The organism is Paenibacillus sp. J22R56 (assembly GCF_056269375.1).
This window is the reverse complement of sequence record NZ_JBWDNV010000008.1, coordinates 37,501-58,731: the sequence shown is the minus strand read 5'-3', so window position 1 is coordinate 58,731 and position 21,231 is coordinate 37,501. Positions and strand designations below refer to the sequence as shown.

Annotated in this window: 13 protein-coding genes; all 13 read left to right on the top strand. The window is 47.4% G+C overall.

From position 1 onward, the window contains the following. Nucleotides 1-20: 20 nt before the first annotated feature. The 13 genes from AC0YNT_RS19330 to AC0YNT_RS19270 all read left to right on the top strand — a co-directional run bounded on the left by AC0YNT_RS19330 (nt 21) and on the right by AC0YNT_RS19270 (nt 21,159). Nucleotides 21-2,738, top strand: a complete 2,718-nt coding sequence (locus AC0YNT_RS19330; RefSeq protein WP_475806102.1) for a glycosyl hydrolase family 95 catalytic domain-containing protein — start codon at nt 21-23, stop codon at nt 2,736-2,738. Between the two features lie 34 nt (nt 2,739-2,772). Continuing rightward, entirely contained in the window at nt 2,773-4,968 is a 2,196-nt protein-coding gene (locus tag AC0YNT_RS19325) for a helix-turn-helix domain-containing protein (RefSeq protein ID WP_475806101.1), read from the top strand. 26 nt (nt 4,969-4,994) lie between these two features. Continuing rightward, nucleotides 4,995-6,677 carry a type 2 periplasmic-binding domain-containing protein gene (locus AC0YNT_RS19320; protein ID WP_475806100.1) on the top strand — a complete coding sequence of 561 codons (1,683 nt, stop codon included), beginning with the start codon at nt 4,995-4,997 and terminating at the stop codon, nt 6,675-6,677. A gap of 245 nt (nt 6,678-6,922) precedes the next feature. Further along, nucleotides 6,923-7,870 carry an ABC transporter permease gene (locus AC0YNT_RS19315; protein WP_475806384.1) on the top strand — a complete coding sequence of 316 codons (948 nt, stop codon included), beginning with the start codon at nt 6,923-6,925 and terminating at the stop codon, nt 7,868-7,870. A 16-nt stretch (nt 7,871-7,886) separates the two neighbouring features. Further along, nucleotides 7,887-8,786, top strand: coding sequence for a carbohydrate ABC transporter permease (locus tag AC0YNT_RS19310; protein ID WP_475806099.1), 900 nt, complete (start codon nt 7,887-7,889; stop codon nt 8,784-8,786). A 114-nt stretch (nt 8,787-8,900) separates the two neighbouring features. Next, complete coding sequence (locus tag AC0YNT_RS19305; RefSeq protein ID WP_475806098.1) at nt 8,901-10,580, top strand: type 2 periplasmic-binding domain-containing protein; 1,680 nt, start codon at nt 8,901-8,903, stop codon at nt 10,578-10,580. Between the two features lie 40 nt (nt 10,581-10,620). Next, a complete protein-coding gene (locus AC0YNT_RS19300) occupies nt 10,621-12,111 on the top strand; it encodes an alpha-L-fucosidase (RefSeq protein WP_475806097.1) in 1,491 nt (496 codons plus the stop codon). 271 nt (nt 12,112-12,382) lie between these two features. Continuing rightward, the gene (locus AC0YNT_RS19295; RefSeq protein ID WP_475806383.1) at nt 12,383-13,477 is read left to right on the top strand and encodes a glycoside hydrolase family 88 protein; all 1,095 of its coding nucleotides are present in this window, start codon (nt 12,383-12,385) and stop codon (nt 13,475-13,477) included. Between the two features lie 35 nt (nt 13,478-13,512). Continuing rightward, complete coding sequence (locus AC0YNT_RS19290; protein ID WP_475806096.1) at nt 13,513-14,952, top strand: glycosyl hydrolase family 28 protein; 1,440 nt, start codon at nt 13,513-13,515, stop codon at nt 14,950-14,952. A gap of 92 nt (nt 14,953-15,044) precedes the next feature. Next, a complete protein-coding gene (locus tag AC0YNT_RS19285; RefSeq protein ID WP_475806095.1) occupies nt 15,045-17,345 on the top strand; it encodes a helix-turn-helix domain-containing protein in 2,301 nt (766 codons plus the stop codon). Between the two features lie 254 nt (nt 17,346-17,599). Next, nucleotides 17,600-18,577, top strand: a complete 978-nt coding sequence (locus tag AC0YNT_RS19280; RefSeq protein WP_475806094.1) for an ABC transporter permease — start codon at nt 17,600-17,602, stop codon at nt 18,575-18,577. A gap of 20 nt (nt 18,578-18,597) precedes the next feature. Further along, nucleotides 18,598-19,482, top strand: coding sequence for a carbohydrate ABC transporter permease (locus tag AC0YNT_RS19275; protein WP_475806093.1), 885 nt, complete (start codon nt 18,598-18,600; stop codon nt 19,480-19,482). Nucleotides 19,483-19,536: 54 nt separating this feature from the next. After that, on the top strand, nt 19,537-21,159 hold the full coding sequence (locus tag AC0YNT_RS19270; RefSeq protein WP_475806092.1) for a DUF3502 domain-containing protein: 1,623 nt from the start codon (nt 19,537-19,539) through the stop codon (nt 21,157-21,159). The last annotated feature ends 72 nt before the right edge of the window (nt 21,160-21,231 follow it).

Genomic DNA, 21,231 nt, shown 5'->3' with positions numbered 1-21,231 from the left:
AGGTGAAGGAGAGTAATAGCATGAAGAAAGATTCGAACTCTGTACGCCTGTACGACAAAGGAAATTACGCCGGCGCCTATACCGAGATTCCAGCTTCCAATCCCGGTCGGGCGTGGCGAGACGGGATGGTTAGCGGAAACGGCGAGAACGGGTACGTCACGTCGGGATCGCCGTATGAGGATACCTTTATTTTTCAATATATGTGGTTCAACTATCCGTCCGGCGATCCGAGAGCGATTCCGGAAGAACTGACGGGACAGCTAGCCGAGGCCAGGAGGAATGTTTTTCATCTTAACGATCAATGGAAGATTACTTTTCCGGACGGGTCAACCAGGAAAAGAACCTTTTTGTACAGCTATCATCCGGGACACCAGCTCAGATTAAACGCCAAGAACAAGGGAACCGTGTCCGGCTATGAAAGATGGACGAACTATGAGACGGCGGAGACCGGCGTCCGTTATTCCGATGAATGCGGCGAGTGGATCCGAACCTCCTTTACGTCCAGGGAAGACAACGTATCGATTACGAAGATCGCGCAATCTTCCGCCGGTGCCAAAATCAACATGATCATTTCCATCGATGACATTTCGGGCATGTACAAAGCGCGGGACGGGGTGTCCGAGCTGACGGCGCTCCAATACAAGAAGCTGGTTGACCCGAATGCGAACTATATCGCGCAGGTTGCCCATTATCCGTCCTACCCGGGCAGCGAGTTGATCGATGGAGGATACGCGGGCCTGACCCGGGTTGTGGTCGTTAACGGAACTCAGAAGAGAGTGCTGCTCGCGGACACGAATGAACCGATGAATGTCGGAGAGGAACGGAATCCGGCGATTCAAGTGATCGATGCCGAAGCCGTCTATTTAATCACGCAATCGAACCGAACATTTGATATGGGCAAAATCGATGATTTTGAAAGCTTGACGCGATACCCGATCGTTGACGGTCTGCTTAAGAATACGAATGCCGTCGCTGAAAAATATAAGGACGTTTCCGGCAAATTTGATTACAATGCGGCCCTTGCGCCTCATGCGCTAAAGCATGCCGCGGAATTTAACGCCGTACGTTTTTCTTTGGCAGGCGACGATGACGGCAAGCTCGCAGACAATGTAACGCTGATCAACGCGCAGAAGGCATCCAAATCGAGGATCAATCATGCTTTTATGGAACAGGTGTACAACCAGGGGCGATATGCCTTGATTTGCTGCAGCGGCTCAAGCGCGCCGCGATTGTATGGCATGTGGACCGGAGAGTGGAATCCGGGCTGGCGCGCTATTTATACCCTCGACGCCAACGTGAATTTGCAGGTCTCTCCCATGATTACAGGCCATATGACGCATGCCCAGCTTGGATATATCACTTTCTTTTTGCGAAATACGCCCGATTTTGAATACAATGCGCGAATGGCCTACGGGATGCATGATGCGCTTCAGGTGTCGGTCAACTCGGACATCGACCGTGGGATGCACGTGGAATACGACAATGACTACCCGTTTCAATATTGGAATGCGGGAGCAAGCTGGTGTCTGCTTCCCATCTTCGAATATTGGCAGTGCTATGGAAATCAACAGATCCCGATCAACGATTACATGAGAATCCATGAACTGAAGCCTATTCTCAGCGTAAAAGACGGGGGGCTGACGGATGGAGAATTCGAAAAGCTGCTCGAAAATGGATATCTGGATTTGGAAAAAGATATTTTGCTTCCGCTGTTGACCAAGCAGGCTAATTTCTGGGAGCAGTTATGTACGCCGGAGTACTATACCGATGTAAACGGCAAAGCGTGCTATGAGCAAGGCAAATCGGTGCTAAATCCAGGCGAGAAATATTTGCTCATCCCTACCTATTCGCCGGAGAATAACCCGATTGGTTACAACAGCACGCTTACGGCCAATGCCACCATGGATATTTCGGCAGCGAGGGACGGACTGCATATGGTCATAACCGTGGAACGAGCGGTCATGCGCGAAGGATACGAAGCAGCGGTCGAACGATGGGAGTCTTTGCTGGGACTGCTGCCGGACTACAAGGTGGACAAGGACGGCGCTTTGCGCGAATGGGCGATGAATGAATATACCGAGAACAACAACCACCGCCATTTGAGCCATCTCTACCCGGCATGGCCAGCATACGAGACGCAGAACGATGCGGAGCTCACGAAAGCCGCCATTACCGCGGTGGAGAACAGAAACAAATACAATACGTCGGATGCCACGGCGGGGCACGGCTGGATGCACAAGGCGCTGGTCTCTGCGAGATTAAAGGACGGCAACGAAGTATCCGCTGCCCTTCTGCCGATGATGACGGATTCCGGTTATTACGCATCGCTGATGACGGACCATGATACAAACAGAAGATGCGATACTTATTGCACAGATACCTTATTCGGTACTATGGGAGCCGTTAATGAAGCGCTGCTATTCTCCAACACCGGTGAAATTGAGGTTCTTCCGGCACTGCCCTCCGAATGGCATTCGGGTTCCATTTATGGATTGATGGCAAGAACCCGGGTGGAGGTCCGCGCTTTAACATGGGATCTCTTATCCCAAACGGTGAGCGTTACCTTGAATTCCATTGTTAATTCCAATGAAATCAAATTAAAATTGGGCATCCCTTGGACAAAAGCCACAGTCAACGGAAGAGAAGCAGCGGCTCTTGAAGGGGGATCTGGCAAACATCTTCACCTATCGCTGAATTCCGGTATAGACGTTACCGTCGAATTTACATTATCCGATTAACGGGATAGACCGAGCTTGTTAGAGGAGGAGGCTAATGAGTAAGATTTGGCTTCGAAAGATGATCTGGTCATACATCCCGCTCTTTCTGATCGTTTTTTCCTTTTTGCTTTTCGTTTTTCTTCGGGTAATCGTGGACCAGAACCGAAAGAATGCGAAAGAGTCCAGCGAGGTATTCACAGCCCAACTGCTGCAGTCGGTCAATGTTTCCTTGAAAACGGTGGATCATATGGTGATCCGCGAGCTTCTGAACAGCAAAGTGCTGGCCAGTTATTTCGAAGACAGCGGAACCGGCAGCGTTTATTTAAACTATGAGGTTCTGGAGCGTCTCAACGAATTGAAGCGGGAAGTGCCGTTGATCGATTCCTTCTATTTGTACCGATACAGCGACGGAACCATTCTTTCGGGAAATATGCGGAAAAATATCGATATATTCGAAGACCGGGCGTTCGCTCGGTCCGTTTCCGGTTTCCATAACGGACCTCTTTGGACCGATGTACGGGAGTATCGCGAACTCTCTTTCCAGAACACAAAGCGTGTCGTCAGCCTCGTTCATGAGGTTCCAGTTAGCTCCGGTTCGAAAGGGATTATCGTGGTGAATATCGATACTTCTTCTATCCGGACAACCGTATCCTCTCTTTACGACGAATCTAACACTTACGTGAATATTTTTGGCCGGAACCGGCAACCGATTTATATCGGTAATTTGGAACCGGACCGCAAAGTAATGGCCAGCTTAACGTCCGATTACACCGGCTGGACTGTAGAAAGCGGGATGAACAGCGGACTACTGGCCCGGTCAACATCTGCATTCTCCAGCGTTTGGATTGCAGTCGGTGTACTTGTGTTTGTCGGCGGCCTTATACTCACCATCTATATTACACGAGCGAACTATAAGCCTCTTGAAGAGCTGGTGGTGAAGCTGAACCATTCGCTGTTCGACGGAAACGGCTCAGCAGGCAGCGTATCACTCGATGAGTTTGCCTTTATTGAATCCGCTATCAATAATTTTGCTGCACAGTCGAAGCTTGTCGAGAGGGAATTCAGCGAGACGGCCATCCTGAAACGCAAACATGCATTCAGCATTCTGATCCACGGCCATTACGAGAATGGAGAACTGTCGGAGACTCCTTTCGAGGACTTGCAATTGCCGACATTCCATACGTTGAAGGCGATCGTGATCGAGGTCGACAATGCGGAGCAGGCATTCTTTACATACAGCGGCCGGGACCGCTCGCTATTCAAATTCGTCGTCAGCAGTGTTGTTAACGAAATGATTCAGCAGCCGGATACATCCGTCTGGCTGGAATGGACATCTCCTACCCATTTATCCGCTTTTATTTTCCAGAATGAACAGAAGGACCTCACTTCCGTCTATGAATCGATAGTCGACTGGATTGCCAAAAATCTCAAGTTCACCGTTACCATTGGAGTCGGTCGTGCGGCATCCCGTATTGAAGATATTCGTTCTTCCTATGAAGAAGCTTGCTCGATCCTGCATTTCAAGGCCGTGCTTGGTACGAACCGGATCATCCGCTACTCGGACGCCGAGCACCAGCAGCGGAAGAATGAGCATGAGCATCTTCGCGTGATTCACGAGATCTCGTCCGCCTTTCGCCTTGGGGAGGAGCAGTGGAAGACTCTATATTGGAAGCTCTTCAACAATATTCGCGCGGATAAACCTAGGAAAGCCGAGATCGTCAAACTATTAGATTATTTGTTTGCCTACTTGGGCCTTCATCACTCGAACGGGTCCAAGGAGGAAAACCAGATTGTCAGGCAGGCCCTCGAAGACGTTCGCGTCAAGATGGAGACATTCGATACGCTGAACGAACTGAGCCAGACGCTGTTCGCGGTGCTGGACGAATGCAGCAGACAGCTGCAGGAATTGCGCTCGCCGCGAGCCTACTATACCTTATTGCAGGACATCAAGGAGTGCATAGAGAACGAGTACGCAAACCCGAATTTGTCGCTCGATTTCCTGAGTGATCGATTTTCTGTCAATTCCAAATACCTAAGCAGATTATACAAAGAAACATTCGGCGAAAATTTCCTGGACTTCCTGGCTTCCATAAGGATTGGGAAAGCGAAGGAGCTGCTTATCCACAGCGAGGTTCCGATCCAGGAGGTGGGCGAGAAAGTGGGATACCCCAATTCAGCGACCTTCCGCCGCGTGTTCCGAAAGATGGAGGGACTGCCGCCGCAGGATTATCGCAGTCGAATGCAAGAATAGGAGCTCGATTGCCGGAGGTGGACATAGTGATCAGAAGTCGAACGATTGTATTATCATCCTTGGCGATTACCGCTGCGATCGCGCTGATAAGCTTTATGTTATGGATCATCTATGAGAGAGGCCTTCCGGCCGGCGGATCCCTGAATCGCGGCACGGAGACGGTCATCCGTAAGCCAGGCGAATTCCCTATCGCCGACAAGCGCGTGAAGCTTGAGGTACTGGTGGGCTCCGACCTTACGAAAGAGGAATTGAATAATAATTGGTTCACGAAATATGTGGAACAAAAGCTCGGCATAGATCTCCAGTTCGTCATTGCCAAAGAGAGCGAACTGGACAATGCGGAAGACATGTTGTTTGCAAGCGGGGACTACCCAGCGGTCATTCTCGACGGCAGTCTTACACCCGATGAACAGGTGCGATATGGACAAAGGGGGATCCTTCGTCCGCTGAACGGGTTAATTGAACAATATGGCGATCGTCTGAAGGAGATTTTCCGCCAAAATCCGGATTTAAAGAAGTCGATTACGACTCCCGACGGAAATATTTACGCGCTTCCGTCAGTAAATGAATGCTTCCATTGCTGGTATGCGCAAAAGCTGTGGATCAATACGTCGTGGCTGAATAAGCTGAACCTGGAAATGCCAAGGACGACGGAGGAGCTCTACCAGGTGCTTCGCGCCTTCAAGTTGAAGGATCCGAATGGAAACGGGCTCCAGGACGAGATTCCGCTCAGCGGAGCCATGAACAGCTGGCATACGGAAATCACGGGATTTTTGATGAGCGCCTTTATTTATAACACAGACACCAATTACTTCTTTGTGCGTGACGGCACTGTCGGAATGGCTGCCATCCAGCCGGAATGGCGGGAAGGGCTTGCCTATATCCACAAGCTGTTCCGCGAGGGATTGATCGACCCGGAAGTGTTCACCCAATCCCTTGACGGGCTAGTGGAGACGGCATCTCGCAAAGATAATGTGCTAGGCGCGGTCACGACGGGATATGCCCGGATGGTATTCGATAGCAACACCCGCAACCGGAGCGGCAATTATGAGGCTGTCCCGCCCTTGATCGGTCCTTCCGGTTATCAGACTGCCGGATACTTCAGCTCATTCGACCGCGCGGCCTTTGCCGTCACCGATAAAGCAACGGCTGCCGATGCGGCTGCCGCTCTACGCTTGGCCGACTTCCTCATGACGGAAGAGGCGACTATCCGCAACGAGTGGGGGCCAGAGAACAAGTGGTGGCGGAAAGGACGGCCGGGGGAATACGACGAGCACGGAAGGCCCGCAAAATATTGGCTCGATCCCGAATTTCCCAGTTCGTCCGCACAGAACGACGTCTGGGCTCAGATGGGCCTGCTCTATCGGGATCGGGACCTGCGGGAGTCGTGGGCCGTGACGGAGAGTCCAGGTTCGTTCGTAGACTATGAGCATCGGCTTTATGAGGAGACGCTGCGGAATTATGCGGACAAGGAACCGAATGAGGTCTATCCGGACTATATCTTTATGAATACCTCCGCCGCCGAGGAAGCTGCCCGACTGAAGGTTCCAATCGATGAATATATTCAAACAAACCTGGTTCAGTTCATTACGGGCGTGAAGGATACGGTTGCCGATTGGGAAGATTATGTGGTCGGACTGAAGCAGTTGAAACTCGACCGGTACATGGAGATCCATCAGAACGCTTACGATGCCTTTAAACAAAAATAAGTACAAGCCTTGGTTCAGAAAATCCTTCTGGATCAAGGCTTTTTTTTGTTTTGAAGAATATTGACCGGTATGCGAAAGATGAGCGGCTCCTTAAATGTACAGGCGTGTAAGCGTTTTAAGAAATTTGCTCGGCAGTAGATTTCTGTCCGTTGACGGTCTCGGCCTGAGTTCGCTATCGTTAGGCCAGTCAGCTGAATCTACCGCAAGGAAAGGGCGTGGTCGGGTAAATGGAAACAACTCGTGTTATGGATGCGCGCGGCAAGTACAAGAGAAGCGGATTGCCGTCCGCCAGGCGGATGTGGAAAGGGATCAAGCGGCATTGGCAGCTGTACCTGCTCATTATTGCTCCAATGGCTTATATTGTGATCTTTAAGTACATTCCCATGTACGGCGCGCAAATTGCGTTTCGGGATTACAGCGTCATTAAGGGATTTACGGGAAGTGAATTTGTAGGACTCAAGCACTTTCAATCATTCTTTCAATCGCCGAACTTCTGGCTGCTGATCAAGAACACGCTCGGCATTAGCTTGTATTCATTGGCCGTCGGCTTTCCTGCTCCGATTATTCTGGCGCTGGCCCTTAATGAGATCAAGTTCGTGAAGTTCAAGAAGACCGTTCAGATGGTAACCTTCGCTCCCTTTTTCATCTCGACCGTCGTTATGGTCTCCATGATCATTATTTTCCTCTCTCCGCGGCTCGGCTTCGTGGATTACATTGTTCGCGGGCTTGGTTTCGATTCCATCAACTTCATGGGCTCGCCGGGTTATTTCAAGAGTATTTATGTCTTCTCCAATGTCTGGCAGGGAATCGGATACGGTGCCGTCATTTACCTGGCCGCGCTAGCCGGCATCAATCCGGAGCTGTACGAAGCGGCAAAGGTAGACGGCGCTTCACGATTGCAGAAGATACGGCACGTCGATTTGCCGGGCATAGCTCCGGCGGCAATCATCCTGCTGATTCTAAGCGTCGGCCAGATTATGAACGTCGGCTTCGAGAAGATTTACCTGATGCAGAATCCGCTTAACGTCAGCACTTCGGAAGTCATATCCACTTATGTGTATAAGATGGGTCTGCTTGGAGCGAACTTCAGCTTCTCGTCTGCCATCGACCTATTCAACTCCGTCATCAACCTGACTCTACTCATTACCGTCAATTCGATTGCCAAACGCATTTCCGAAAGTAGTCTGTGGTAAAGGAGGAACAATATTCATGAACCGTGTAAACGCAATACGCGAATCGGTCCGCGACAGGATATTCCTTGGGCTTATCTACTTCTTTCTCTTCTGCGTGCTTGCCGTGGTTATTTATCCGCTCATTTTCATCCTCAGCTCCTCATTCAGTTCGCCGCAGGCTGTCGTCAGCGGACGGGTCTGGCTGTGGCCTGTTGACTTAAGTCTGATGGGTTATAAGGTAATCTTCTCTAATCCGGCCATTCTGACCGGCTATATCAATTCATTCATCTATACCGTGCTTGGCGTAATGATAAACATTGTTATGACTGTGGCAATCGCCTATCCGCTGTCTAAGTCAACGTTCGTGGGGCGTAATTTGATCATGATGATTCTCGTCTTTACCATCCTGTTCAGCGGTGGACTGATTCCGACGTATCTCACAGTCAAGGCGGTAGGTATTCTGGATACAAGGTGGGCTATGGTTTTGCCCGGAGCGCTAGCTGTCTTTCAGGTCATCGTTGCGCGAACGTTTTTCCAGTCTACCATTCCGAAGGAACTAGGCGAAGCGGCGGAGCTTGACGGGTGCTCGGATATCGGGTTTCTGTGGCGAGTCGTTCTACCGCTCTCGAAGGCCATCCTGGCCGTACTGATATTGTTCTATGCGGTAGGCAACTGGAATGCTTATTTCGACGCGCTGATCTATTTAAAATCACCCGAACTTTATCCGCTTCAGATCATTCTGCGCAACATCCTTATTCTCAATAGCATTGATGCATCTTCTCTCGTGGACGCCAATCAGATGGCTGCGAGACAGGGGTTGCGCGATCTTTTGAAATTTTCGCTTATCGTCGTTGCGACGGTCCCTATTCTTTGTATCTATCCGTTCGTTCAGAAGTTTTTCGTCCAAGGGATCATGATCGGCTCTATCAAAGGGTAGCCGGTAGTAATCGCGAGGAAGGGTGGTGAGGCCGAAAGCGGGCAGGAAAAACGAAACGAAAGATAGCAGAATGACGATTCAAATGGAGTAAAGGAATAAAAAGGAGGAGTCATCTTGGAAAAGAGACGAAAAATCGGAATAGCCGTCAGTCTCGCGTTGATAATCGCCCTGCTCCTGAGTGCATGCAGCGGCGGCAACAACAATACCGGAAATAGCGGAAGCGGCGGAGCCGCCAACGCCGAAGGCGAGCAGGCGCCGGATAGCAAAGGTCCGGTTACGCTGGATGTATTCCTGTCATTATCTCCACGCATTGAGGATATAAAAACAAATGCCGTTACCAAGTATATCGAGAATAAGCTGAATATCAAATTCAAATTCGATGCGGCGCCGAGTGCGAGCGCAGGGGATAAGAAGAAATTGATTATGGCAAGCGGCGATTACCCTTCCGTGTTCCTTTCCGGCGATTTCACGCAGTCCGAACAGATCGATTACGGCCAGCAGGGCGTGCTGCTTCCGCTGAACGATCTGATCGACCAATACGGCAGTGAGATCAAAAAAGCGTTCGATGACGATCCCGATCTCAAAACGGCCATTACGGCGCCGGACGGCAACATTTATGCGCTCCCGCATGTGAATGATTGCTTCCATTGTTGGTACTCCCAGAAAGCATGGATCAACAAGGCGTGGTTAGACAAGCTTGGATTGCCTATGCCAAAAACGACGGACGACTTCTATAACGTTCTCAAGGCGTTCAAGACGGGGGACCCGAACGGCAACGGCAAAGCCGACGAGATTCCCTATTCCGGCGCCATTGGAACATGGCATGGCGTTCCTTCAAACTTCCTCATGAACGCGTTTATTTATGATAATGATGAGGACTTCTTCAATATGAAGGACGGAAAGGTTGATCTTTCCGCCGATAAGCCGGAATGGAGACAAGGCCTCGAATATGTGAACAAGCTGTACAGCGAGGGACTCATCGACAAGGAATCGTTCACGCAAAACGGTGACGCGCTTTCGCAGGTAGCCAACCAGGATGGCGATAACGTGCTAGGCGTCATCGCCGGCGGCATTCCAAGTCTGTACTTCAGCCTTGCGGCCGACCAAACACGCCACAAAGATTATGTATCCATTCCGCCTCTGACGGGTCCGAACGGCATTGCGTATACGGCTTACTACAAATCGTATGGCAACGGGCAATTCGCCATTACGAACAAGGCGTCGAAAGAACAACAGATTGCGGCGATCAAGATGGCGGATTACATGTGGTCTGAGGATCATGCGATCACGAACGAATACGGATTGGAAGGGAAGTACTGGGAGAAGGCGCCTTCAGGAACCGTTGATGTCCGAGGCAGGCCGGCTAAGTATAATCTTAAGCCTGAGTACTTCGATATGGTTTCTTCTACTACGAATAATGACACGTGGGATCAAATGGGCATCACACGCCGGACGCGCGATATCCGCGAATCCTGGGTTGCTCCGAAGGATCCGATGACGCAGGAAGGGTATGAGTACAGACTGTTCCTCGAGACGCAGAACAACTACGAGAACAAGCAGCCGAAAGAGACCTTCCCGCTCGGTATCTTCATGGAAACGGCGGACGCCAAGGAAGTTAACCAATTGAAGCCGCAAATCAATGACTATATCCGCTCGAATATGGCGCAGTTCATATCCGGATCGAAAAAGCTTACGGACAATGAGTGGAACGCGTACGTGAAGGGCTTCGATGGCTTAAAACTGAAACGCTATCTGGAAATTTATCAGAACGCGTACGACAAAATGGCAAAGTAACGGAGATCATGCCGAGACAACCAATTAGGAGGTTTTTCATTTGCTGAATACAGAAATTGCTAAGGGTCCCTATGAACCAACCTTTGATTCATTGCGGACGTTCGAATGCCCGGATTGGTTCCGGGACGCCAAGCTTGGCATCTGGTCGCACTGGGGCGCTCAATCGGTCCCGATGTACGGAGACTGGTACGCTCGCAACCTTTACGTCGAAGGCTCGGAACAGTACCGCTATCATGTCCGGCACTACGGACATCCGTCGCAATTTGGCTACAAAGACATCGTGCAGCTGTGGAAAGCCGAGAAGTTCGATCCCGAAGAGCTGATGGACTTGTACGCAGCGGCAGGAGCTAAATACTTCGTAGCGCAGGCGATGCATCACGACAACTTTTTCAATTACGATTCCAAGATCCATCGGTGGAATTCCGTGAATATGGGACCGAAAAAGGATATCGTCGCGCTATGGAAGCAGGCTGCAGTGAAGCGGGGACTGCCGTTCGGCCTGACCGAACATCTGGGCGCTACGTTCAGTTGGTTCCATTGGAACAAAGGGCAGGACAAGGAAGGACCGTACAAAGGCATTCCCTATGACGGCAATGATCCCGAGTACGAAGATCTGTACCTGCCGAACCGCGAACATCACGACCCGGGCAAGAAAATGTACGATCTGGACCCGTGGTATACGCCGAATCAATGGTGGCATCAGCGCTGGTTCGACATTGTAAAGGAAGTCATCGACCTGTATCAACCGGATCTTCTGTACTCTGACGGCGTGGTGCCGTTCGTCAACACGTGGGACAAATCGGATTTTAATCCTGATCATCCTGATTACCGGACGGGGCTGCACGCAGTCGCGCACTTGTACAACACGAGCGCGTCGCTTAACGGCGGCGTAAACAGGGCGGTGTATAACCAGAAGGACCGCAAGAAAGAGATTTACAGCATCGGCGTGATGGATATCGAGCGCAGCCAAGAGCCGGATATCAAACCGGAACCGTGGCAGACGGACACCTGCCTGGGCGACTGGTTCTATAATGTAAAATCCGTCTACAAGAAGCCGGGGCACGTCATCGAGTTGTTTGTAGATATCATTGCCAAGAACGGCAATCTGCTGTTGAACATTCCGCAGAAGCCCGATGGCACGATCGACGATGAATGCAGGTACATCTTGAGGGAAATGGCACGGTGGATTGAAGCCTGCGGGGAGGGGGTATATGGCACCCGGCCGTTCCGCGTGTCGGGCGAAGGCGGCACCCGCGTCGTTATTGATCACTTTAAGGAAGACAAGGCGGAGTGGACCGCGTCGGATTTCCGGTTCACGCAGAAAGGCAGCACGGTCTATGCGTTCCAGATGGGTGTGCCGAAAGACCGTCTTGCCGTAATCCGAACATTCGGCTCGGAAGAGAAGGTGAAAAACGTGCGGATGCTCGGTGCCGGAGAAGTGCCTTTCCAGCAATCGTTCGGCGCGCTCGTCGTTTCGCTGCCGGAGTCACTGCCGACGGAATACGTCAACTGCCTTGCCATTGAAATTTAAACATAGGCTTGAATGGAGAAAAGAGCAACGAATGCGTTTGCTCTTTTCTTTTTGATCAAATTTGAGTTCAAATCGCAGCGGGATACGCTGCAGCGTGTTTTTGAACAGGTTCAAAAACCATCAAATCGGCGTTTTGATAAAACGAGAACTTGAACACTCATAGATAGTGATATTAAAGTGAAAGGGAAAAGGCTTTGAGGAGGAGAGAAGTGTGTTGCTTGCAAGCGATCGACAGTGGGTCAGCGATGTTATCGCGAAAATCACGGCCAAAATGGACGTGGTGAGCGAAAGATCGCAATATAAAATTCCCTACACAACAATTAACGGTACGCATGACCATCGACCGGATATGAAACCGGGCAGCGATCCGGCGGATGGCATCAGTTGGTGGACGAACGGTTTCTGGGGCGGCATGATGTGGCTGATGCACCACGAGACGGGCAACGAAAAATATAAGGACATCGCGTTTCGATCGGAAGAGCTTCTTGATGAATGCTTCCATAGCTTTTATGGCTTGCATCATGATGTCGGATTTATGTGGCTCCCGACCAGCGTGGCCAACTATAGAGTAACGAAGAACCCGGAATCGAAGAAGCGGGCGCTGCACGCGGCGAACTTGCTCGCCGGTCGCTTTAATCTCGCCGGGGGCTTTATCCGCGCATGGAATGATCTGGAGGGGACGGATACCCGGGGCTGGGCAATCATCGATTGTATGTTGAACATTCCCTTGCTCTATTGGGCCTCTGGAGAAACTGAGGATCCACGTTACAAGCATATCGCCATGCGTCATGCGGATACAGCAATGTCCGCATTTGTTCGGGCAGATGGCTCCGTCAATCATATCGTCGAGTTCGATCCATACGAGGGTTCGGTCCTACGCACCTACGGCGGTCAAGGCTACGAGGATGGTTCCTCTTGGACTCGCGGCCAGTCCTGGGGACTGTACGGCTTCATGATGAGCTTCACGCATACAGGTAAACAGGAGTATTTGGATACGGCGAAACGAATCGCGCATTATTTTATCGCTAATATTCCTGAAAACGGTATCATCCCAATCGACTTCCGTCAACCGAAGGAGCCGGCTTACGAGGATTCAACGGCGGCTGCCATCGCTGCCTGCGGACTAATCGAGATTGCAAAGGTTGCTCAAGAGCTTGAAAAGGATTTGTACTTAAGCGCCGCTCTGAAACTATTAAAGACGTTGGATGCTTCTTGCTGCGACTGGAGGATGGAGGTAGATCATCTCCTTATCAATGGTTCTGCAGCGTACCACAATCCGGATCGACATACGCCTATTATTTATGGCGATTATTATTTCATCGAGGCTGTTTTCAAGCTGAAAGGGAACGATTTGTATTTATGGTAACGTATGATGAGCCTACGCTAGGAGGAGAACAACGCTTGAGCTATTTAAAGATTTGGGATGCGCCCGCAGGGGCGGTTGGCCGGGATGATTTTGAGGTAAGCGTCCGCATCCTTGGAGGGAATTGGGAGCCGCTTTTCGTGTATGAAGCGAAGGTGGATATGCACAATGTTAGACAGGCTTCCATGTCTTATTTGGACATGGGTGGTGGACCGGTAGAGGTACGGGTCGAGAACCGGAAGGGGCCTATTCACCAAGCTGTCATCCGGCCGCTCTCGAAGCGGATCCCGTTCGAAGTGGAAGGTGCGGCCGTTACCTTCCGCTTGGAAGAACCGTGCAAGCTGTCTATTGAAGTGAACGGGGACCGATTTAGCAATTTGCATCTTTTCGCAAATGCACCGGAGGACAATCCGCCGAAACCGGATGACCCGAATGTGTTGTTCCTGAAGCCAGCCATTCACAGAATGGAGGATATTCAACGTTTGGCGAATCTTCCGCTGCCTGGGGGAGCGGCACCGGAGGTGATTTATTTCGGGCCAGGGATGCATTATCTGGAGGAGACGATCTTCCGCATTCCATCCGGTAAAACCGTCTATATTGCCGGCGGCGCTATAGTTGTCGGTTCCCTTGTTTGCGATCATGTACAAGATGTCACCATACGCGGCAGAGGTGTGATATATTTATCTGACTTCCACCGATTCTCCGCCTTTCGGGGCGTTAGGATTATGTTCTCGCACCATATTTCGGTGGAGGGTATCGTGCTGCTCGATCCGCCGCATTACAGCATTTACATCGGCAAGTCCGAGCATATCCGGATCCGCGATTTCAAATCCTTCAGCACGCGGGGATGGTGCGACGGCATCGACATGATGTCCAGTTCGCATATAGAGATTGAGGATGTGTTCCTGCGGACGTCCGACGATTGCATTGCCGTATACGGCAGCCGCTGGGATTATAAAGGGGATTCGCGCTGCGTAAGCGTCAAAGACTCCGTCTTATGGGCCGACGTTGCACATGCAATGAATATCGGCGGACATGGAGACTATCGCCGGGGCGGTGACTTGATCGAGGATATCCAGTTCAGCAATATCGATATTTTGGAGCACCACGAGCCCCAGCCCGGTTATTGGGGGGCCATGAACATTAATGTTGGCGATAATAACAAGGTGCGGAACGTCACCTTTGACAACATCCGTGTGGAGGATTTTGAACTAGGCCAGCTTGTGGACATCCGTATCGTGTGGAATGAGAAATATAACCCTGTTGCCGGTAAACGCATTGAGAATATTCATTTCCGGAATGTGACCTATAACGGAAAAAATGAACATAAAAACCGCATTTACGGATTTGACCGGGAGCGGACCGTGGACGGTGTCACCTTCACCAATTTGCGTATTAACGGCGAGTTGATTCTGGATGCGGAGCAGGGGCATTTCGACATTAATGAGCACGCGTACGGCATTCAATTTCTAAAGTGACGAAAGGACGGTTCAGGGCGAACTGGGGGACTGGATTACAAGATCGGTTTCCCGGGTCGTTCTCCCAATAGATATAATGAGGGGGTAGCCAAATGAAAGTAGAACGTGTGGGGGAAAGGCTAACACGCCTCTTTAGAAGGGATACTTTATTAATAAAAATCTTATCGTCCTATTTCATTATTGTTATCGTTCTATTATCCGTTTTTTCCTTTGTCTTATTTCGCACCTACAGTAATAAAAGTATAGAGCAAATCAGTCAAACCTCTGAAAACTTTATTTCGCAATCTTATTATATTGCAGATACAATGCTTATAAATGTCTATTATAACTTTTATCAGTTATTTAATAATAGTATGGATAATGATCTTAATTACGGTTTGTATGTGGATAAACCAGATAAATTTGCCGATCAAGATGTATTAAAGAAATTAAAGCAATATGTGAAGTCAAATCCGCTTATCGGCTCCATTTATATTTATAATTCAAAGGCTGACAGGGTATTATTCAGTATATCTGAGGTAGGAGAAGGGATTCAGTCAACAACGGATTTTTTGGATCAAGATATAATTCGTATTCTGAGGAATAAGGAACATAACGTTTCGAATGAATATTTTACAAGAAAAGTGGATTATGTAATAAGTAATAAAAATGTAAGCGAAAATTTCTTGACCCTGGTTCTTGCAAACACTTCAAATAAGGGTGAAGTTGAATCGTCATTAGTCATTAATTTAAATCAAAGAATACTGCAGCAGATGGTTACCAATGGAAGTGCCGGAGATCTCAATCAAGTATTGATCATGTATAAAAACGGTAATGTATTATCCCATGATGACACTTCTATGATTAATAAAAATCTTGCCAATGAAAGCTTTGCGAAACAAATCATGCAGTCTAACAATGAAAAAGGCAGTTTTACAACGAAGATTAATGGTAAGGAATCATTGGTCAGCTATGTGAAAGCAAAGCATTTAGGCTTAATATTTATAGGCATTGGCGAATATAGCAAGCTATTATCGTCGGCCTATTCCATGCAAAAGACATTATTGTTTTTAACCGTTATTTTTATGCTTGCGGGGATCCTATTAGCTGTCTTTTTTACATCAACCATCTATAACCCCTTCAGAAAATTGCTTCATAAATATAGACTGGATTCAAACCGTTTATTGAATGATAAGAAGAAGACCTTATTAAGTAAAATAGTTAATGGGGAACTGGACGAAAAAATCTTCGACAAAGAGTATAGGATGGAGTGCGGGGTAAGTCTGGACGCTCCGTTCTTTTTGACCCTTGTCCTTAAAATGGATTCTCTTGAAAAGGTTCTTTCAGGCAAATGGTCGAAAGACGTCAGATTGGTTAGATTCGCCATTATTAATATTGCATGTGAATTTTTCAGGGAAAAAGGCTTTAAGGTAGAGGGCGTTGATAACGGAAATGACTATGTCAGTATTATTTTAAATGTCAATCATAGAAATGACGAGCTTTTGGATAACCTGCTCGATACGGTAAAGGAAATGCAAGACAAAGTAGAAAAATATTTGAAGATCTCGGTATCTGCGGGAATAGGGGACATTGTAGAAGGGATTGAAGGAATAGGCAAATCCTTTCAAAATGCGCTGGCAGCTTCGAATTATCGAATTATATTCGGCCGAAAAGCAGTAATAGAATATGGCGAAATCGCTCAGCGAAATGATAATGATCTCCAGGAATATCCTTATGATATTGAGAAGAGAATGATCGAAGCCATAAAGGAAAGCCATTTAAGAAAAATTGAGGCAAGCCTTAATGAGTTTTTTGAAAGGCTTGCTTTATATAGCGCGGATGTCATCCAAATAACGGTGCTGCAGTTAGCCGTGTTGCTTACAAGGACGCTAAGCGGTATCGCCAAGACGAGTATAGAGAATGGAGAATACAGCATAAAGGTACTGGTGTCTGAGATCCAAACCTGCGAAACGTTGGAAGAAATAAAAACGTATCTCTATTCACTCTGCTTCAAAGTTGTAGAGACCAAAAGCAATGATTCTAAAGAAAATGTAAAAACCGTGATTGCGAATAAAATTAGAGATTATGTCGGACAGCATTATAATAGTATAAACCTATCAACGGATACAGTGGCCAAGTATGTAGAGTTGTCTCCTAATTACGTCAGGTCTATTTTCAAAGAGATAACGGGTATATCCTTGTCGGATTATATTACGCAATGCAGGATGTCAGAAGCACAGAGGCTTCTCATTGAAACGAATGATCCTGTCAGCAGGGTCGCCGAATTGGTTGGGTATCCAGAGAATAGCAAGCACTTCTTTACCGTATTTAAAAAACACTTTGGCAGAACCCCGGAAAATTATAGACTGAGTATCCAGAACAACGAAAGTCCAGAAGCAAACGTCGAATGGTAAAGCGGAACAGAAAAAGAACCGACAGCATCCACGCTGCCGGTTCTTTTTCTTGTAAACGGCCTGAGTTCAATTAGCATCGGGTTACGCTGCAACGTGTTTTCGAACAGGTTTAAAAACCATCAAAGCGGTATTTTTGATAAAACGAGAACTTGAAGACTCATGCAGGTGATATTAGAGTCAGAAGGGGAAAGGCTTTCCGTATTACCACTACGCGAGCCGAGAGATTTATTTAGCATATAGGGGGGATGATCAATATGAATGTTGCTTTGAGCAGCAATAAAGCGGACAGCGTTGTTAAGAAGAGAAAAAAGAGCTTCCTATCAGATGTAAAACAAAATTTCTATTTGTATTTATTAGTTTTGCCAGGCGTCTTATATTTCGTGATTTTCAAGTACTTGCCAATGGTAGGGATCATCGTAGCTTTTCAAGACTTTAATACGGTGAAAGGGCTTTTTAAAAGTAAATTCGTCGGTCTGAAAAATTTTGAGTATTTCTTCACTTCAAAGGATTGGCTGGTTGTAACCTGGAACACGTTGTATTTAAATCTATTGTTTCTTATTACCGGTTTGTTTTTTTCGATCCTCATTGCCATTGTGCTGTCGGAAATCAGCTCCAAGTATTTTAAGAAGGTGACGCAATCGCTTGTCATCTTGCCGAATTTTATATCCTGGACACTAGTTTCGATGTTTGTTTTTGCCTTACTATCGACAGATGTAGGATTAATTAATTCCGTTTTAAAAGCGTTGGGTTTTATTCAGGAAGGACAGGAAATCAATTTTTATGCCAACCCGAGCTTATGGGCCGGAATATTGGTTGTTCTAAAAATATGGAAAACCGCAGGCTTCGGTTCCGTTGTCTATCTGGCTGCTATAGCGGGCATTGACCAGGAAATCTATGAAGCAGCCAAAATTGACGGTGCCAGCCGTATGCAGTGTATTACGAAGATTACTTTACCGCAGCTTAAAACGACAGCGGTGCTTTTGACCCTATTTGGCATCGGAGGCATCTTCCACGGGGATCTTGGAATGATTTATGCGATTGTAGGCGACAACCCATTTTTGTACGATACGACTGATGTCATTGACACTTATGTATTTAGAATGCTTAGACAAATGAATGACATGAGCATGTCTACTGCGATCGGACTTTATCAATCCTTTGTAGGTTTTATCATCGTATATATAACCAATTATCTTGCCAAGAAATATGATTCGGATTCCGCTATTTTTTAAAGGAAGGAGATAAACACAAAATGAAAAGCAGCGTGGAGAATAAAGCATTAGATCTATTTTCGTATCTTTTCATGGCTTTATTTTCAATATTTTGTATTGTGCCTTTTATCCTTATTTTATCAAGCTCCATATCAGACGAAAAATCCGTACGATTGACCGGCTTTGCTCTTATTCCTAAACAATTCTCGTTATTTGCTTACGAGGTCATATTCCAGGATAACGCCATATTCAGTGCTTACAAGACAACGATCATTTTCACGGTTGCGGGTACGATCCTTTGCCTGATCATTACCAGTGCGATGGCTTATGCCATTTCCGTGAAAACGTTTACTCACAGAAACAAAATCGCCTTTTTCGTCTATTTTACGATGCTGTTTAACGGAGGTTTGATACCTACCTACCTTCTTATCTCTAAGTATTTAGGTTTAAGCGATAATATCTTGGTTTATATTTTACCGGCCTTGGTTAACCCGTTTAATATGTTTCTGTTAAGGAACTTCTTCAAGCAAATACCGGATTCGCTGGCGGAGTCCGCCAAAATAGATGGTGCGAATGACATCTATATTTTATTTAAAATCATCCTTCCGCTAGCAAAACCTGCAATGGCAACGATCGGATTGTTTTATGGACTCGGTTTCTGGAACGAATGGTTTACAGCCACTCTTTTTATTTCCGATAAGGATCTGTATTCTTTGCAATATCTGATCATGAAGGTATTGAGAGAAGTAGACTTTGCCAATCAATTGAATCAAATGCAGGGAATTACAGTTGCTAATTATGTCGTTCCAACCAATACGGCAAAAATGGCTACTGCCGTAGTCACTGTAGGTCCCATTATATTTGTGTATCCATTTCTGCAAAAGTACTTTGTTAAGGGATTAGTAGTTGGAGCTGTTAAGGGCTAGACCCGCGAGAGCGGTTTAGTATATAGGATTGAATAATAAAAGGGAGGAAGAAAAATGAACAAAAAGTTTGTTGTATTACCGCTTGCTGCAACCATGCTTGCTGCGTCAATCGCTGGATGCAGCAAGGCATCAAACAAGCCGAGTGAAAGCACTGCGCCTACCAGCAACACGGCAGAAAGTACAGCGCCCGCAACAAAGGATCCGGTTACGCTTAATATTCGTCTGTTCGGGACCGAAAACGGGATGTATCGCGATGTCGATCCCGTCATTAAGGAGTTTGAGAAACGGACGAAGGATACGCTTAATACGACCTTGAATCTTACCTTTACACCGCCTGCCGACTATGGTCCAAAGCATGAATTATGGATCGCATCGGGAGAGGACATCGACCTCTTTAACCCGTGGTCAAAGGATAAATTCGCCAGAGACGGCGCATTGGCGGATTTAAGCGAATACTTTAACAACCCCAAATATCCCGGGCTTCAGAAGGCTTTCTCAGAAGAGTATATCAATGATAATAAGATCAATGGCAAACTCTATGCCATTCCGCTTACAAACGCTTTCATGGATATGGAAGGTGTCTGGTATCGGAAAGATTTGTTGACCAAGTATGGAATGAAGGATATCAGCAGCTATGATGATTTGTATAACTTCCTTGAAAAAGTAAAAGAAAACGAAATAGACATGACTCCGTTCGGGAACTATGGCAACACTGCATTCTTCAAACTATTTACCGATATCAATGCACAACAGCTTGAAGGGAACGTATTTCCATTTATCGGCGGCTCAAATCCGAAGAGAAATTTCGTTTACGTTCAAATCGCAGATGATGGGAAATCCGTCGCGGGTGTGGCAGCTTATGGAGATCCGGCATCCGAATGGGCGAACATTAATCCCCAATACGGTCTGAATTATCTGATGAACCAGTTTAACCAAGCGAAGCGGTTTAACAAATTTATTCCCGCAGATACCATGACTGCTGCGACTGGAACAGGAAAGCCTGCCGCTGCGGGATACGCAACATTAAATGGTTTCAAGGGAACGGAAGACGGAGCAAAAGCCATTGATCCGAATGCGGAGCTTGGTTTCTGGCCGATTTCCAAGAACAATCAAGAAATGACACCTGGAACACAATCTACGGATGGCAAGGCATGGAATTTCATTGCCATACCTGCTTCTTCTAAAAAAATTGATAGAGCAATGGAGTTCCTGGATTGGATTTTCTCCAGTCAGGAGAACAATGACTTATTTACTTACGGCATAGAAGGTACAAACTGGGAGCCTGTAGGAGATAATCAGTGGAAGATTCCGGATGGAGTCGATCCGGCTAAAAATTACGCGTTCCCTGCCTTCGAGTTGACTTGGAATCCGAATTTCCATCGAATTCCCGCAGGATTGCCGGAGCAGATTCAGCACTATTATGAATATCAATTTAAGCCGGATACCTATAAGAAAAATGTATTGGCAGGTTTTACATTCGATCAAGAGCCTGTAAAAAATGAAATCGCCAAATGCAGTACTGTTATGGATAAGTATCTTCCATTCTTATTGTCCGGTTTCGGCGACGTTAATGATAATTTGTCGAAGATGAATAAGGATTTGAAGGCTTCAGGTGTAGAAAAAATTAAAGAAGAATTGAAAAATCAAATCAATGCCTTCCTTGCCCAAAAGCAGTAAAACGCTTTGAAGCCATATCGCAATGAATGAGGAGCACTTGTCGATTCTGGTAAATCAGATCGGTAGGTGTTC

Coding starts and splice junctions, on each gene's coding strand:
- AC0YNT_RS19330 (WP_475806102.1), top strand. CDS start 21: ATGAAGAAAGATTCGAACTCTGTACGCCTGTACGACAAAGGAAATTAC.
- AC0YNT_RS19325 (WP_475806101.1), top strand. CDS start 2,773: ATGAGTAAGATTTGGCTTCGAAAGATGATCTGGTCATACATCCCGCTC.
- AC0YNT_RS19315 (WP_475806384.1), top strand. CDS start 6,923: ATGGATGCGCGCGGCAAGTACAAGAGAAGCGGATTGCCGTCCGCCAGG.
- AC0YNT_RS19310 (WP_475806099.1), top strand. CDS start 7,887: ATGAACCGTGTAAACGCAATACGCGAATCGGTCCGCGACAGGATATTC.
- AC0YNT_RS19295 (WP_475806383.1), top strand. CDS start 12,383: ATGGACGTGGTGAGCGAAAGATCGCAATATAAAATTCCCTACACAACA.
- AC0YNT_RS19285 (WP_475806095.1), top strand. CDS start 15,045: ATGAAAGTAGAACGTGTGGGGGAAAGGCTAACACGCCTCTTTAGAAGG.
- AC0YNT_RS19280 (WP_475806094.1), top strand. CDS start 17,600: ATGAATGTTGCTTTGAGCAGCAATAAAGCGGACAGCGTTGTTAAGAAG.
- AC0YNT_RS19275 (WP_475806093.1), top strand. CDS start 18,598: ATGAAAAGCAGCGTGGAGAATAAAGCATTAGATCTATTTTCGTATCTT.
- AC0YNT_RS19270 (WP_475806092.1), top strand. CDS start 19,537: ATGAACAAAAAGTTTGTTGTATTACCGCTTGCTGCAACCATGCTTGCT.